This is a genomic window from Pelagibacterium lentulum (assembly GCF_003992625.1).
In the GTDB taxonomy this organism is placed as follows: Bacteria; Pseudomonadota; Alphaproteobacteria; order Rhizobiales; family Devosiaceae; genus Pelagibacterium; species Pelagibacterium lentulum.
Genome location: NZ_RZMW01000008.1, coordinates 291785 through 307306, shown reverse-complemented (window position 1 = coordinate 307306; position 15522 = coordinate 291785). Strand labels below are relative to the sequence as shown.

Genomic DNA, 15522 nt, shown 5'->3' with positions numbered 1-15522 from the left:
GGGATAAGTTTTTTGGCAATGCTTCTCTGTTTCGCCCGCGGGCTTGACCCGCGGGTCGGTGCCCCAAGCAAGCGCTGCAAAGAGAGATCCCCGGCTCAAGGCCGGGGACGATAGTGGAGGGGATGGGACAGGCTCATCATGGTTCTTTGGCTTACGTCGGCGGGTCACGAGCGAGAGGGGGCAATGGCGCGGCAGTGAGGCCAATGCCTAACGGGCATGCTGTGCTCGATGCCATGGCGCAAAGCCCATCAGAGGGATAAGATGAGAAAAGCGAGTCTACGAGAGAATACCCAATGGCCCATATGCGGAACATAGCCCTTTTGTCCGGTGGGCAAGCCATTGCCGGTTCATCCCAGGGTATGGTGATGGCAGTGGGGGCACTGGCAGCGGCCTCGCTGGTGATGGACATGACTTACGCGACCGTGCCAACGACCGTAATGATCGTGTGCCTGGCGCTTACCGCAGGTCCTGCAGCGATGATTTTGCATCGGGCCGGAAGGACGCGCGGCTTGGTGATGGGCATGAGCATAGCCGTCATCGGTGCGCTGATTGTTGCTCTGGCGGTCTATCTTGAACAGTTTATACTCTTTGTGGCCGGTTTCGGCCTCATCGGCGCGTCGGCGGCTTTTGGCCAGCAAATACGATTCGCCGCTGCAGACAGCGTTCCACCGGACTTGAAGGCCAAGGCCGTCTCATGGGTGATGTTCGGCGGTGTTCTCTCGGGCTTCCTCGGACCGGGACTGGCCGGGGCGACTGCCGACATGGTGCCAGGAGCCCAATATTCCGGTTCCTTTATTGCTTTGGCGGCGATGGTTTGTATCGGCATCGCTCTTGTGGCATTTACCGATCTGCCAAAAGGCCAGCCAAAGCCGGAGCCGGGCAAAAGCGGACGCGCATTTGGTCAATTGGTCCGAGATCCTGATATTTTTGTCCCGATGCTAACAGGCATGGCGAGTTTCGCGCTGATGACCTTTGTGATGGTCGCAGCACCGCTTGCAATGGTTTACTGGTGTGGACATACGCCCGGTGAGGCCGCCACGGCTATCCAGTGGCACATCGTTGCCATGTTCGCCCCAAGCTTCATCACCGGAACGATCATAAACCGTATCGGAACACACTTTACCGTTGCCATAGGCTTGCTGCTGATCCTGGCCAGTGCCGGCATTGCCTTGACAGGAATTTCGGTCCTGCACTTCAATATCGGTCTGATTTTGCTCGGCGTGGGCTGGAACTTCGGCTTTATCGGTTCAACGGTGATGTTGACGCGCGGATACAGGCCTGAAGAAGGCGCCCGCGCACAAGCGCTCAACGAACAGGTCGTATTCGGCGGCATGGCATTGGCCTCGATCGGGGCCGGGGTGCTGCTCAACCGGTTCGGCTGGGAAGCGGTAAACCTGATGGTCATGCCGATCGTTGTGGCGGTGCTGCTGCTTTTGGCCTGGACCGACTTGCGCGGTCGCAGGCTCAAGCAGGAGACAGCAGTATCAGAATGAGGACAGAATCGACTGAACGAACGTAGCGTCCTGACCAAAGGATGGTGTGCGCTGACCTTCGATGGTGAACACCGCGCCGTCTTCCAAGCCATAGACTGCGCGCTCGGCAACACGGTTATTATTATCGAAGTAAACCGCGAGAACCGTCCGCTCCTGGGCTGTCGTCAAGCCGAAAGCGGTCTGGTTCACCTTGGTTTCGATGTAATACCAGGCTGTCTGTCCGCCAAACGTATTGGTTGTTTGCGGTGAACCGAGAACTGCGCGTACCAGATCCATGCTGACGCCGGGACGAATCTGCTGCACGGCGTCATTGGGGATGACATAGCCCTGTGTTCGTGTGTTTACCAGACCTGTGCCGGCACATGCCGAAAGAGTAATCCCGAGGGCAAATGCCGCGGCAATTGGCGACAGGCGAACAAGTGCAGTACGCAGGGGCATGGAATTGACTTTCCTCATGGCTCTCGATTATAGCCTCGCGTCATAGCGCCAAGGACGTTGGTGTTGTTTAGCCGCCCAAGGCCGGTTCTGGCAAGCGAGCATTCAGATTTCACTCTGCTTGAGCTAGATTTCCTTTTGTTTCAAGGGGTCCTGTGATGATCTTGCCATTCTTTCGCAAAAACCGCCTCAGCGCGCCTGTTTACGCCGTCTATAATGCTATTGTGGCACAATCCCGGCACGAGATTTTTTACGCACAATGGAGTGTCCCCGATACACTGACGGGCCGGTTCGACATGATTTCGCTGCATATGGCCATGGTATTTCGGCGCCTCAGACAGGATGACAAGGCAACCAAGGAATTCGCACAGGCGCTGTTCGACTGCTTTTTTTTCGACATGGACCGTTCGTTGCGCGAGATGGGCGTCGGCGATCTTTCGGTGGGAAAGCGGATAGAGAAAATGGGTAGCCTGTTCTACGGTATGCTCGCCAATCTTAATGCTGCGCTGGACAGCGGCGATGCCAACGAACTGGAATCTGTGATTTCGCGCAATATTCTCGACGGGAAAACAAGCGAGACATCGCAGCAATTCGCTGCCTACATAAATCGGCTGGAAGACCAATTGCGGAGCCAGCCAGCCAGCAGCATAGTTGCCGGTGAACTGACATTTGGAGCGCCAGCATGAGTCACTTGCCAAGCGATCAGGACCTTGATGCCCGTATCCGCGTGGATAAAATCCCCGGCGCCGGTCGTGTCGTAAAAATCGATACCGACGAAAAACAACGTGAGGCTCTCGCCGAGCGCTTCGGCGTTACCGAAGTGCGGTCCTTCGCGGCCAATGTCACTGCTAGCCGGTTCCGTGGAGGCATACGGGCAACCGGAAATGTGGATGGCACAATCGTGCAACCCTGCATTGTTACGGGTGAGCCGGTGATACAAAACATTTCCGAGCCTATCGACCGGGTGTTTCTGCCCGGTCACGATCAGGCCAGCGAAGCAACGGCCGGTGCCGAAATCTTCGTCAATCTGGAACAGGACGATCTGCCCGACTACTATGACGGCGACGAAATCGATCTGGGCGAAACCGCGATGGAGATATTTGCCCTGGCGATTGACCTTTATCCACGCGCGCCCGGAGCTGAGCTCGAAGATGGGGTCGCGGGCGATGATCCCGCCGAGCTTTCCCCTTTCGCAGCGCTCAAGGCGCTCAAGGGAGACTGAACCGCCTTGGAAGAAAACTTGCACGACGCCGCTCTTTGGCTATGGTGTGCCGAAAGTGCGGGGAAGGCCCACCGATTGGCTAATAGACCTGGAACAGGCATTTGATGAGTGGGAATATTACAATCTCCGTGGACGCGATGGGCGGAGACAACGCGCCGCGAGCACCGATTGAAGGTGCGAAAATGCTGCTGCGCGAGCGGCCTGACGCTCGGTTCATTTTTCACGGCCGGCAAGAAAACCTCGCTCCGCTGCTCGAAGAGTTCTCCGAGCTGAAACCGGTCAGCGAAATTCGCCACAGCGAGACCGTGATTACGATGGAGGATAAGCCCAGCCAGGCCCTTCGCAAGGGCAAGGGCAATTCCTCCATGTGGGCCGCCATTCAGTCGGTCAAGGACGGGGAAGCGCAGGTTGCCATTTCAGGGGGAAATACCGGAGCCCTGATGGCCATGGCGACATTTTGCCTGCGGCCCATGCCGGGGATTTCCCGACCCGCAATTGCGGCGATCTGGCCAACACTGCGCAGCGATATTGTCGTGCTCGATGTGGGCGCCACAATCGGTGCTGACGCTGACCAGCTCGTCGATTTTTCCATTCTGGGTGCCGCTCTGGCGCGCGCGCTGTTCGACATGAAAAGCCCGACAATCGGCCTTCTCAACGTTGGCGTGGAAGAAGCCAAGGGCAATGAATGGGTAAAGGATGCCGGGAAAATCCTTTCGGAGACCTCCGGCGCGGGCTTTACATATCATGGCTTTGTCGAGGGTGACGATATCGGCAAGGGCACAGTCGATGTTGTGGTGACCGAAGGGTTCACCGGCAACATCGCGCTCAAAACAGCCGAAGGCACGGCACGCCAGGTTGCGACATACGTGCGCAATGCCTTGGCTATGAACTGGCTTACGAAGCTGGGCGCATTGCTGGCCTCTCAAGGGCTTCGGGCTATCAGAAGCAAGATGGACCCCAGGACCGTAAACGGTGGCGTGTTCCTCGGCCTTAACGGCGTCGTTATTAAAAGCCATGGTGGAACCGACGAAATCGGCTACAAGAGCGCGCTGAGCCTAGCCTATGACATGGCGCGCAACCAGTTGATCGACAAGATCGGCGATGGCATTTCCCGTCTCAAGCCAGGGGAAGTGCCTGATGTTGAAACAGTTTCGGAGACACCTTCGACGTGACCAGAATCCAATCCGTAGTGCGTGGCGTCGGGGGGTATCTTCCGGCGCACATCCTGACCAATGACGAACTTTCCAAACGAGTCGATACGTCCGACGAGTGGATCGTCCAGCGGACTGGAATCAGGCAGCGCCATATTGCCGCCGAAGGTGAAATGACCTCCGACCTCGCGCTCAATGCGGCCAAGAGTGCGCTTGAGAATGCGGGGCTGACGGCTGAGGACATCGATCTTATTATCATAGGCACGACGACCGCCGACCGCACATTCCCGTCGACCGCCGCGCTGGTGCAGCAAAAGCTGGGAATCAGCCACGGCATGGCGTTCGACATTCAGGCCGTGTGCTCGGGCTTCGTTTTTGCCGTAACGACTGCCGACACCTACCTTAAGACCGGACAGGCCAAGCGGGCACTGGTCATTGGCGCGGAAACCTTCTCGCGCATCATCGACTGGACCGACCGCACGACCTGCGTCTTGTTCGGGGACGGCGCCGGCGCGATCATTCTCGAAGCGCAGGAAGTAGCCGCCGATGCGCCAGAAAACGGCGTACTCGCATCGAGCCTGCGGACCGATGGCACTCATTGGGACAAACTCTACGTGGATGGCGGGGTTTCGGCCAGCAAGACCGTCGGTTTTGTGAGGATGGAAGGCCGCGAGGTGTTCAAGCATGCGGTTGGCATGATTTCGGACGTCATTGAAGACGTTCTGGAAAAAACCGGTAGCACAACCGAGGAACTGGACTGGTTCGTTCCTCATCAGGCCAACAAGCGCATCATCGATGGCGCAGGCAAGAAACTGGGCATTCCTGCGGAAAAGACCATTGTGACAGTCGATAAGCATGCCAACACCTCGGCAGCATCGGTGCCGTTGGCGCTTTGGGTGGCCAGCCGGGACGGGCGGATCAAGAAGGGCGACCTTGTAATGATCGAGGCCATGGGTGGTGGATTTACCTGGGGTGCCTCGCTCATACGGTGGTAAGCGTTGACCCGGAGGCCGGAAGGGCGTTAAGTATTTGATTTCAGGGGTTAGTGCTCCTGCTTGTCTGCGGTTTGAGGGGAATGCGATGTCGGGAAAAACAGTCACCCGGGCGGATCTGGCTGAGGCCGTCTATCAGTCCGTTGGTCTATCTCGCACCGAGTCGGCGGAACTCGTTGAGCGATTTCTGCAGGTGCTCAGCGATTCGCTAGCGACGGGAGAGAATGTGAAACTTTCGTCATTTGGCTCTTTTCAGGTGCGTTCCAAGAACGAACGGATCGGCCGAAATCCCAAGACTGGTGAGGAGGTTCCGATTTTGCCTCGACAGGTTCTTGTGTTCAAACCATCCAATGTCTTGAAATCCAAGATCAATAAATCTATGGTTCGTACCGGAAAATAATAGTTTTTTTAACCGGGACACTAGCGTTGGACAAGTCGCCAGACGCCTTCCGGACGATCTCCGAAGCGGCGGACGAACTCGACCTACCACAGCACGTACTGCGTTTCTGGGAGACGCGGTTCAATCAGATAAAGCCGCTCAAACGAGGCGGCGGGCGGCGCTATTATCGTCCCGACGATGTGCAATTGCTCAAGGGCATCCGGTACCTGCTTTACGATCAAGGTTTCACAATCAAAGGCGTCCAACGCATCCTGAAAGAGCAGGGCGCCCGGCATGTTGTTGCCATCGGGGAAACCGGTTCGATCCAGCCTGTGGCGCCGCAGACCGGCGCTGTTCCGGAATCAGCGTTGGAGTATTACGCGGAACCCGCATTGAGCTCGTCAAACGATATTGCGGTCGAGGCCGCGCCACATGTTCAGGCGGGTTCGAGAAGTCTCGATGCAGACCAAATGCAACGCCTCCAGGACGCGCTTGACCTGCTTGAGCGCTGCAGACTGACTTTGGATAAGGCACGGAACGCTTAGCCCGTGGAAACGGCATAATCCAATATCATGACTATTGATGTCATAAATGTTGACCTTGCTGGCTTGGCTCGTTAGGTAACATGATCGGAGCAGTCAGTTTAATTTGACTGATTGCTCGGTCATATCCAACTAGCAGGTTTTAACGTGACAATTTCCAAGCTTTCTCATGCCTTGATGGCAACGTCTTTTCTTGCTGCATCGCTCGCCCTCACCGCTGGAGCCTCCGCACAGGAAATTACAGTCACGCATGCTCAGGGCGAAACCACCCTTCCGGGTGTGCCGGAAACGGTTTTCGTAATCGATTGGGCAGCTTACGATAATCTGTCGGCCCTCGGGGTCGACATCCATGGCGCTCCCGGATCGAACATTCCCTCTTATATGTCGGACATCGTTGCCGATGATCTGATCAATGTCGGATCCTTGTTTGAGCCGGACTTCGAGGGCATTGCGGCAGAGCAGCCCGACCTCATCGTTGTGGCAGCACGTTCATCGACTTCATATCCAACGCTATCTCAACTCGCACCGACCATCGACATGTCGGTCGACAACAACAGCTTTGTCGAAGGCGTGAAGCACAATATTGAAACACTCGGTGAAGTGTTCGGTATCGAGGGTCGTGCTGCCGATTTGATTGTCGATCTGGATGCCAAAGTCATGCAGGCACGGGCTCTGGTCGAAGGGCAGGGCACAGGTCTGGTGATCGTTACCAATGCCGGAAATCTTGGCATATACGGCCCTGAATCCCGCGTTGCCTGGATCTACAACGATCTCGGTTTCCCCTCTGTGTTCGACGATGTCGACGACAGAGATCACGGCGGCGACGCAATTTCGTTTGAATACCTGCTCGAAACCGACCCCGATTGGTTGTTTGTTATCGATCGGGACGCTGGCGTGGGCAATGAAGGCGCTGCGCGCTCATTGCTGGACAATGAACTGATCCATCAGACAACATTCTGGCAGAACGATCAGATCATTTTCCTCGATCCACAGGCAGCTTACATTTCCATGCACGGCTATAGCGGCCTGATGCTGATGCTCGACCAGGTTATCGAGGGCCTGAGCAGCGCCCAGTAAGGCGGCCAATTAAGTTTTCGCCCGGCGCATCGGTGCCGGGCGTTTTTTTGTAATCTCCAGCTAGCCACGGAATTCCCCTTGCGCCTTCTTGTTCTGGCGATTGTTGCGACCTTGGGTCTGGCTCTTGTGAGCCTTTTTATCGGCGTCAGTAACGTTTCCATCGGTACGTTGCTGTCGGGGAGCCAAGAGGGGCGTGCAATGCAGGTGATGCTGGTGAGCCGCATCCCGCGTACGCTCGCAATTCTCCTGGCCGGATCATCTCTGGCAATTGCCGGTCTGGTTATGCAGATCATTGTACGCAATCGCTTCGTAGAGCCCTCGACTGCCGGAACGACCGAAGCCGCGAGTCTCGGGTTTTTGGTCGTCACTCTGTTTGCGCCGGCCTGGCCGCTGTTCGGCAAGATGATGGTGGCTGCTCTCTTTGCTTTGGCGGGGACTGCTCTCTTTCTGCGTATTCTACGTTTCGTGCCTTTAAGGGACGTTTTGCTGGTGCCGTTGGTCGGCATCATGCTCGGCGGTGTCATCGGTGCCATAACGTCGTTTTTTGCGTACCGGTTCAATCTGCTTCCGTCTCTGCTCGCCTGGAGTATGGGTGATTTTTCCGGGGTCTTGCGCGGGCGCTACGAGCTTTTGTGGTTTGGCCTTGCTGCTACGGTACTTGCCTATATCGCAGCGGACAGGTTCACCGTTGCTGGTATGGGGCAGGATTTTACAACCAATTTGGGCCTCAACTACAAGCGCGTGATGACGCTGGGACTGATCATAGTTTCGATTGTGAGTGCCGTGGTTCTGGTTTCCGTTGGATCCATTCCGTTCCTTGGCCTGATTGTACCCAATGTCGTGAGCCTGATGATAGGCGACAACATGCGGCAAACGGTTCCGTGGGTAGCCGTTCTTGGCGCAGCATTTGTCTTGGCTTGCGATATAATCGGGCGTCTGATCCGCTTTCCCTATGAGGTACCGATCAGCGTTGTGGTCGGGGTAATTGGCAGCGGTCTCTTCCTCTATCTTCTGCTCAGGAAGCGCCACAATGCTGCATAAAGCTGAAAGCGCCACAACGCGGCGCGACTTTAGTTGGTCGCGACCTACGATCGTTATCGTCATACTGGCGGCTCTGGCTCTGATTTCGGTTGCCTGTTTCATGACCTTGGGCGCCAGAGGCAACTGGAGCTTCATTATTCCCTTTCGGGGCAGGAAACTGCTTGGTCTGCTGCTCGTTGCCTATTCCATCGCAGTTTCAACGGTACTGTTCCAGACCGTCACCAACAACCGTATTCTGACGCCCTCCATTATGGGGTTCGATGCGCTGTACATCCTTGTGCAGACCGCCATCGTGTTCTTTCTCGGTCCGCAAATGCTGGTGCTGATCAACCCCTATGCCCAGTTCGGCATAGAGGTCGCACTCATGATGGGATTCTCGTGGCTGCTGTTTCATTGGCTGTTCCTAAGTGGGAACAGAAGCCTTCATCTGCTGGTGCTGGTCGGCATTGTCTTTGGCATCTTCTTCCGAAGCCTTTCCAACTTCATGCAGCGGCTGCTCGACCCCAACGCGTTTCAGGTGTTGCAGGACACATTTTTTGCCAGCTTCTCGACCATCGATCCAACCTTGCTCGGCGTTGCTTCCGCTACAATTGGCGTTGTTACACTTGTGCTTTTCAGGCTCGGGCATACATTCGACGTACTTTCGCTGGGGCGCGAGACGGCCATCAATCTTGGCGTCGAGTATAAGCGTACCGTCGTCACGATCCTGGTTCTGGTTGCCATCCTTGTGTCGGTATCGACTGCCTTGGTTGGCCCGATAACCTTTTTCGGATTGCTGGTCGCGAGCCTGGCACACGGCCTTATCGGCGAGTCAAGGCATAGGCACATTCTCCCAGCCGCGGTATTGCTGGGCGTAATCGCCCTGGTTGGCGGGCAGACACTGTTTGAGCGTGTTTTCGAGTTCGATACCGCTCTGTCCATCATTGTGGAATTCCTTGGCGGACTTGTCTTCATAATCCTGATCTTGAGAGGAGCGGCCCGATGATTGTTGCCGAGGGCGTCAGCAAATCCTACGGCGGAACGCTGGTCGTCGATAACGTGTCGATCACGCTGCCCCAGAAGGGCATTACCTCCATTATCGGCCCCAATGGGGCGGGGAAATCCACCATGTTATCCATTGTCAGCCGACTGCTCGGCATGGATAGCGGGGCGGTAACGGTGGACGGTATGGACGTTACCAAGACTCCCAGCGATGTGCTGGCAAAACGGCTGTCGATCCTGCGCCAGGACAATCATATGAGTGCGCGGCTAACGGTGCACGATCTGGTTTCGTTTGGCCGCTATCCCTATTCAAAGGGGCGACTGACGATTGAGGACAAAGATCATATCGAGCGCGCGCTCGACTATCTCAATCTCACGGAACTCTCGGGACGCTTTCTCGACGAACTGTCGGGCGGGCAGCGCCAGCGCGCCTTTGTGGCAATGGTGCTCTGTCAGGACACGGACTACGTGCTGTTGGACGAGCCGCTCAACAATCTCGACATGAAGCACGCCATGAGCATGATGAAACTTATGCAGAAGGCGTGCCGGGAATTGGGTAAGACCGTAGTGCTGGTCCTGCACGATATCAATTTTGCGTCGTGGTATTCGGACTACATAATTGCGATGCGCGACGGCAAGGTCCGCCGTCACGGAACGACCAGCCAGATTATAACGCCAGAGGCGCTAAAGGATATTTACGACATGGATATCAATGTCCATGAGATCGGCGGACATCGGGTTTCCCTGTTCTACGACTGATCGCCGGGAGGGCCTAACGCAGGCGCCGCAGAACCCACATGATCCCGACAACTACTGCTGCTGCCAAAATAAGCCAGAACAGCCCAATCAGCGCTACGGCACCGATAAGGGCGCCGAGCGCGTCCCAAAAACCGACGGTGCCAATGAGAAAGGCGAGCAGTATAATAAGAAGAATTGGCATGTTGGTCCTGCCTCGGAAGCTGATTTCCCACCACCAACGTTCCGCCTTTGTGGTCAGTTCCGCCATTGGGAAATTGCACCATTTTCATGGTTTTCCCCCCTTGCACATAACCGATAGTTTCTCTATGTCTCCTGCCAGTCGGGGCGTAGCGCAGCCTGGTAGCGCATTTGTCTGGGGGACAAAGGGTCGTCGGTTCAAATCCGGCCGCTCCGACCATTAAAAAGGCCATCCCGTGGGATGGCTTTTTTGTTAAAGGGGCATCGAATGACCGAATGGCACGAGTTGGAAAAGGCGTTCGGTCTGTGGCCGGAAACCGCTGGCGCCCGTGCCCATCTGCTTAACCTTTCGGAGAACCACACCTTCCGCCTCGATACGCCGGCAGGCAAAAAATTTGTGCTGCGCGTACATCGTCCGACATATCACTCCCAACTGGCCATTGAGAGTGAGCTGGCCTGGATGCGGGCGCTGCGAGCCGAAGCGGGCCTATTCACACCCCAGCCAATTCCGGGGCTGAACGGCCAGGATGTGCAGATCGCACCCTTCATAAGCGAATCCGATCAACGACATATGGTGCTCTTTGCCTTTGAAGAAGGCGAGGAACCCGAAGAGGACGAGGGGCTTGCGCTCGTTTTTGCGCAACTCGGCGAGCTTGCCGCCCGCTGCCACAGCCATGTAGAAGGCTGGACGCCGCCGTCTCGCTTCGAGCGCCAGATCTGGACCGAGGGCGCCATTCTTGATGCCGATGCTATCTGGGGCGATTGGCGAGAAGCACCGAACGTTAGAGATGACATCCGAGCGGTGCTCGACCGGCTTGACCAGCAATTGCGGAAGAACCTTGGCCAATATGGCCAGCAAAGCGACAGGTTTGGGCTTATCCATGCGGATATGCGTCTTGCCAATCTGCTGGTTGAGAACGGAACGACGCGCCTGATCGATTTCGATGACTGCGGCTTTTGCTGGTTCGGATACGATTTCGCCGCTGCGGTTTCGTTTTTCGAGGATTCCCCGCTTGTGCCGCAATTGCGCAACGCCTGGCTGCAAGGATACCGGAAATTCAGGGCCTTCGGCGCTGAACATGAGGCCATGCTCGATACGATGGTCATGTTGCGTCGGATGGCGCTTTTAGCCTGGATCGGCTCACATTCCGAGACGGAATTGGCACAAAGCCTCAGGGCGGACTTTGCCAATATCACGGCCGAAATGGCCGAGCGATTTTTGGTGACAGGTACAATCGATCGCGGTTAGGGCAGGGCGCGCTGCCCGGTACATTGTTCGGAAACGACAATAGAGCGTCCCGCAACGACGCCCCATACAAGTCCGGCCACCAAAAACCAGTGCCGCCAGTGATCGGTGTCAATGATGCCGGACAGCAGGACCAATGGCACAAACGTGGCATAGACAGGGATAAGCAACAGCCTGTTGGGCGTACGGTGCACCAGACCGGCGGCACCGCGTCCCAAAGTCCACAGCACGAGAACGAGATATGTGAGCCCGCCACCCCAGCCATAGGCATGGAATACGTTGATGTAGGTATTGTGGGGTTGTTCGGCAATTCGCAGCCAACTGAATTCGAGCGGTCCAAGGCCCCATGGATGAGTCAGCGCAAGGTCAATTGCATAGCCGATACGCCCAAAGCGCCCTGTCTCGCCTGTATCGTAGCTTTGGGTCACGGAAAAGCGTTGGGCAAAAAGCTCTGCGACCGGTTCGACATTCAAAAGACCGACCAGTGCGGCGCTGAGTGCCATGGCACCGCCAACGGCCAGTAAAAGCATGCGAACCTTGTCTTGGGTTCGCGCTTCGAGAAAGAAGCACAGCAGAAAAACCATAAGCGACGATGCGGCCAGATGTCCCCAGGCGCCTCGCGAAAAACTGACAAAGATGCCGACGAAAAGGATCATATAGGCCGCCCCTCCCCATATCGCCTCGCGTCGAGTTCCCAAAAGGGTGCGCTGCAATGCAAACATGGCGGGCAGAACAAGAAAGGGCCCGTAAACGTTGGGGTCCTTGAAGAAGGCCTTGGCGCGGCCATAAAGGAGAAGCAGATCTCCACCCGGAATGAGGTTGAGATAGGCGAGGGTGCCCACAAGCGCGGTTATGACTGCTGCTGCAAGGTAGGCTTTTGCCAGCAAGCGCATGCGCCGGAACGGCGATTGGGCGATGTAGTTGGCTGCGAAGTAACTCGTGAGAAATAGGAAGATCGTGACGAGATTGTAGATCAGTGCATGTACCAGCTCCATTCGGCGGACCTGAAAGGCGCCGATCAGGCCGAACGGTACAAACAACAGAAAGATATAGAGCAAGGGAAGTGTTTCCCGATGCAGCCGCAGCCCACTTGCCAGGCCCAAGCCCAGGGCCAGCAGAAATAGCAACTCATAGGGGGCCGGCTCGATCAGGACGAAAGCGCCAGAAAAAATCCACAGCACAAAGACCCATGTGAGAATGGCCTGCGTCTTCGACAGCAAGAACATGCGCCCCAGGGCTGGATTGCCAGGCGAGACTGTTCCCGTGACGCTCAAAAGGCATTCTCGTTTTTGCTGAAGAGCGATACCGGGGTCATTACGAGAATGTAGAGGTCAAGAAAGAGTGACCAGTTTTCAATGTAATAAAGGTCGTGATCGACGCGCTGCATGATTTTGTCGAGCGTATCGGTTTCCCCGCGCCAGCCATTGATCTGCGCCCAGCCAGTAATGCCTGGCTTGACCTTGTGGCGCGCAAAGTAGCCGTCCACAGCCTCGTGATACAACTTGTTGGCGGCCTTGGCCTGCAGGGCATGTGGCCGCGGGCCGACGATGGAAAGCTCGCCTTTGAGTACGTTGAACAACTGCGGCAACTCGTCAATCGAGGTCTTGCGGATGAAGCGGCCGACGGGCGTAACGCGCGGATCGTCTTTGGTAACGAGCTTGTCGGCAGCGCTATCGCTCATGTCCGTGTACATTGAGCGGAACTTGTAGATTTGGATCAACTCGTTGTTGAAACCGTGGCGTTGCTGACGGAACAGAACTGGGCCCTTGCTCGTAAGCTTGATGGCAATAGCTGTGCCGATCATGAGAGGGGACAAGACAACCAGCGCCGTTGCCGCAACGCATTTATCGAAAACCCATTTGAAAACCAGGTTCCAGTCCGAAATTGGCCGGTCGGCCATATCGAAAACCGGGAGATCTCCGAGATAGGAATAGGTCTTGTCGGTAAAGCGCAGCCTGCTCATATGCGCACTCAGCCGAATATCTACGGGCAAGACCCAAAGCTGCCGCAGCATGTCCAGAACGCGCGCTTCGGCTGAAAGTGGCATGGATACGATCACAAGATCGATCTTGGCGCGGCGGGAGAACTCGATGAGATCGGCAACGCGACCGAGCTTGGAAAGCCCGGCAACGACATCGGGCGAACGCTCGCCGACACGATCGTCGAATAACCCGATCATTTCGATGTCGCCAGCAGCGGAATTGCGAATGCTTTCAATAAGCGGGGCGGCATCCGGTCCGCCGCCAACAATGACCGTACGCCGCTTGAGGCGCCCCTGCCGGGTCCAGTGACCGATCAGTGCGCGCAACGCAAGACGGTAGCCGATAAGCAGGGCGCAACCCGACACGTACCAGCCTATCAGCCACACGCGGGACATCATGTCACCGGCCTTAAAGATGAAAAGTCCGGCGACAATAATCAGCATCACGATCGACCAGCCTGCAAGTACCCGCGAGCATTGCTTGAAAAGTGTGCGATAGGCCACGATGCGATGGGTGCGCGCAACATTGAAAAGAACGTTGGCGACAAGGACGCCCCCAAGGATCAGCGGACCGTAAAACAGCGGGTCGCTACCGCCCAGATAGAATGCGTAAATGGCGAACCCGGCCGCGAGCAGGATCAATGCTTCAACGATCTGGGCAACACCCGAAATAACGGTATGCGAGTAACCGGACTCTATCGGACTTCTGGCAATTGCTTCTGCCGCATTGCTGAGGTTAGACCGGGCATCGTCACCCTTGCCATGCAAATGGTCGATCACAGCCTGTTTGGGGTCAAGCCGGAACATATCTGGTACGCCTCAAAACGTGGAAATTATGCTTTTGGCGCTTAGTGTGACCGAGAAGGTATGAAAACTCGGTGAAAACTTGCGCGTACTCAGTGAAAACTTGCGCGTATTTCAGCTGGCGACAAGGCCGCGATAAACGGCTTCGATCTGGTCCGTCATATGGGAAATCGAAAATTGAGCTTCTATGTGCCGGTGCCGCAAAGCGGTGCTTGCCGCAAGGCCAGCGCCGTCGGCAAGATAGGCCGCCATGGCGTTTCCGAGCGCTGGAGCATTGTCCGGCGTTACGAGTTCCGATGACGTGGGGCCAAAAATCTCTCCTATGCCGCCTACAGCGGTCGCAATGACCGGGCGTCCGGCCGCGGCGGCTTCAAGCACGATATAGGGGAGCGACTCTGCACGGGAGGGCACAACGACACATCGACCACGCGCGAACATGTCGCGAGCGGGTTGAACGCCGACCAGAGTGACGCGCTGTTCCAGGCCTAGACGTTGGATTTTTTCGCGCAGGGCAGGTGCGTCAGGGCCATCTCCAGCCATGACAAGCGTTGCGGGCGAGCCATCGGAGCGGCGCAATGGCGCAAGCGCCTCGATAAGCAGATCGATACCCTTGAGCCATCGCAATTCGCCGACATACACAAAATCGGCAGCGCCTTGATCGGGCGAGATTTCCTCAAACTCCGAAGCTGCCAATCCGTTATGTATGACGTGATGCGAGCACCTGGGTTCTTTGACTTTCTCGGCGAAGACCTTCTGCGCGTGCGCGCTTTCAAAGATCAGGGCGCCGGTCTGCCCGATGAGCAGACGCTCGATGGCCATGAAGGCGGCGCCAGCGGGCTTGCGTTGGTCGAAATGCAATGCCCCGCCATGTGGCGTGTAGAGCGAAACGCACTTGCGGTTGAGCAGTTTGGCAAGGCGGGCATTAAAGCCGCCCTTGGCGCCGTGTCCATGCAGGACGTCAACATCCAGGGCCTTGGATAATCTGCTGATCCGGAAGGGAGTTATCAGGTCGTTTGAACCCAGCAGGCGCGGTATCGGAAATCGATGAACGCCAAGGCTGGCAACCGCTTCCAGTTTCAAAAGCTTCGATTCGGTTTGGGCATCGCCCGCCAGGCTGTCGGCCACAATGCCAACCTGATGACCGCGGGCCGAAAGCTCATGGGTCAGGTCGGAAACATGCCGGAACAGTCCGCCGACCGGCGCACGCATGATCTGCAGGATGCGAAGCGGGTGCCGTGTCAC

At 56.5% G+C, this 15522-nt stretch carries 17 protein-coding genes and 1 tRNA gene; 13 read left to right on the top strand and 5 right to left on the bottom strand.

Going from position 1 to position 15522, the window contains the following annotated elements:
- The first annotated feature begins 293 nt into the window (after nucleotides 1-293).
- The gene (locus EO133_RS03285; protein ID WP_127071228.1) at nucleotides 294-1493 is read left to right on the top strand and encodes an MFS transporter; all 1200 of its coding nucleotides are present in this window, start codon (nucleotides 294-296) and stop codon (nucleotides 1491-1493) included.
- On the opposite strand, the gene EO133_RS03280 is transcribed toward EO133_RS03285, so the two are convergent.
- Entirely contained in the window at nucleotides 1485-1931 is a 447-nt protein-coding gene (locus EO133_RS03280) for an outer membrane protein assembly factor BamE (protein ID WP_164734861.1), read from the bottom strand. The two genes, EO133_RS03285 and EO133_RS03280, sit on opposite strands and share 9 nt — an antisense overlap.
- A 155-nt stretch (nucleotides 1932-2086) precedes the next feature.
- Here EO133_RS03280 and EO133_RS03275 point away from each other — a divergent pair, with 155 nt between their 5' ends.
- The 10 genes from EO133_RS03275 (at nucleotide 2087) to EO133_RS03230 (ending at nucleotide 10072) form a co-directional block, all read left to right on the top strand.
- Complete coding sequence (locus EO133_RS03275; RefSeq protein WP_127071226.1) at nucleotides 2087-2614, top strand: ubiquinol-cytochrome C chaperone family protein; 528 nt, start codon at nucleotides 2087-2089, stop codon at nucleotides 2612-2614.
- The gene (locus EO133_RS03270; protein WP_127071225.1) at nucleotides 2611-3150 is read left to right on the top strand and encodes a YceD family protein; all 540 of its coding nucleotides are present in this window, start codon (nucleotides 2611-2613) and stop codon (nucleotides 3148-3150) included. Before EO133_RS03275 ends, EO133_RS03270 begins: the two co-directional genes overlap by 4 nt.
- Before the next feature lie 104 nt (nucleotides 3151-3254).
- Complete coding sequence (plsX, locus tag EO133_RS03265) at nucleotides 3255-4322, top strand: phosphate acyltransferase PlsX (protein WP_127071224.1); 1068 nt, start codon at nucleotides 3255-3257, stop codon at nucleotides 4320-4322.
- A complete protein-coding gene (locus EO133_RS03260; protein ID WP_127071223.1) occupies nucleotides 4319-5296 on the top strand; it encodes a beta-ketoacyl-ACP synthase III in 978 nt (325 codons plus the stop codon). Before plsX ends, EO133_RS03260 begins: the two co-directional genes overlap by 4 nt.
- An 85-nt stretch (nucleotides 5297-5381) precedes the next feature.
- Nucleotides 5382-5693: an integration host factor subunit alpha gene (locus EO133_RS03255; protein WP_127071222.1), complete on the top strand. Its 312-nt coding sequence runs from the start codon at nucleotides 5382-5384 to the stop codon at nucleotides 5691-5693.
- 26 nt (nucleotides 5694-5719) lie between these two features.
- Nucleotides 5720-6217 carry a MerR family transcriptional regulator gene (locus EO133_RS03250; RefSeq protein WP_127071221.1) on the top strand — a complete coding sequence of 166 codons (498 nt, stop codon included), beginning with the start codon at nucleotides 5720-5722 and terminating at the stop codon, nucleotides 6215-6217.
- Between the two features lie 144 nt (nucleotides 6218-6361).
- Nucleotides 6362-7291: a siderophore ABC transporter substrate-binding protein gene (locus tag EO133_RS03245; protein WP_206513453.1), complete on the top strand. Its 930-nt coding sequence runs from the start codon at nucleotides 6362-6364 to the stop codon at nucleotides 7289-7291.
- A 78-nt stretch (nucleotides 7292-7369) separates the two neighbouring features.
- The gene (locus tag EO133_RS03240) at nucleotides 7370-8332 is read left to right on the top strand and encodes an ABC transporter permease (protein WP_127071220.1); all 963 of its coding nucleotides are present in this window, start codon (nucleotides 7370-7372) and stop codon (nucleotides 8330-8332) included.
- On the top strand, nucleotides 8322-9317 hold the full coding sequence (locus EO133_RS03235; RefSeq protein ID WP_127071219.1) for an iron chelate uptake ABC transporter family permease subunit: 996 nt from the start codon (nucleotides 8322-8324) through the stop codon (nucleotides 9315-9317). The genes EO133_RS03240 and EO133_RS03235 overlap by 11 nt, the downstream gene beginning before the upstream one ends.
- The gene (locus EO133_RS03230; RefSeq protein WP_127071218.1) at nucleotides 9314-10072 is read left to right on the top strand and encodes an iron ABC transporter ATP-binding protein; all 759 of its coding nucleotides are present in this window, start codon (nucleotides 9314-9316) and stop codon (nucleotides 10070-10072) included. Before EO133_RS03235 ends, EO133_RS03230 begins: the two co-directional genes overlap by 4 nt.
- Before the next feature lie 13 nt (nucleotides 10073-10085).
- Here EO133_RS03230 and EO133_RS20130 read toward each other — a convergent pair whose 3' ends face one another.
- The gene (locus tag EO133_RS20130) at nucleotides 10086-10253 is read right to left on the bottom strand and encodes a hypothetical protein (protein WP_164734860.1); all 168 of its coding nucleotides are present in this window, start codon (nucleotides 10251-10253) and stop codon (nucleotides 10086-10088) included.
- Between the two features lie 139 nt (nucleotides 10254-10392).
- On the opposite strand from EO133_RS20130, the gene EO133_RS03225 reads away from it, so the two are divergent.
- Together EO133_RS03225 and EO133_RS03220 are read left to right on the top strand one after the other, a co-directional pair.
- A tRNA-Pro gene (locus EO133_RS03225) sits at nucleotides 10393-10469 on the top strand.
- Between the two features lie 48 nt (nucleotides 10470-10517).
- A complete protein-coding gene (locus EO133_RS03220; protein WP_164734859.1) occupies nucleotides 10518-11498 on the top strand; it encodes a phosphotransferase enzyme family protein in 981 nt (326 codons plus the stop codon).
- Here the strand turns inward: EO133_RS03220 and EO133_RS03215 are convergent.
- The 3 genes from EO133_RS03215 to EO133_RS03205 form a co-directional block, all read right to left on the bottom strand.
- Nucleotides 11495-12769 (bottom strand): O-antigen ligase family protein, encoded by a 1275-nt coding sequence (locus EO133_RS03215; RefSeq protein ID WP_127071216.1) that lies wholly within the window; start codon nucleotides 12767-12769, stop codon nucleotides 11495-11497. The genes EO133_RS03220 and EO133_RS03215 overlap by 4 nt on opposite strands.
- Nucleotides 12766-14283 (bottom strand): undecaprenyl-phosphate glucose phosphotransferase, encoded by a 1518-nt coding sequence (locus tag EO133_RS03210; RefSeq protein ID WP_127071215.1) that lies wholly within the window; start codon nucleotides 14281-14283, stop codon nucleotides 12766-12768. Before EO133_RS03210 ends, EO133_RS03215 begins: the two co-directional genes overlap by 4 nt.
- 111 nt (nucleotides 14284-14394) lie before the next feature.
- Entirely contained in the window at nucleotides 14395-15522 is a 1128-nt protein-coding gene (locus tag EO133_RS03205) for a glycosyltransferase family 4 protein (RefSeq protein ID WP_127071214.1), read from the bottom strand.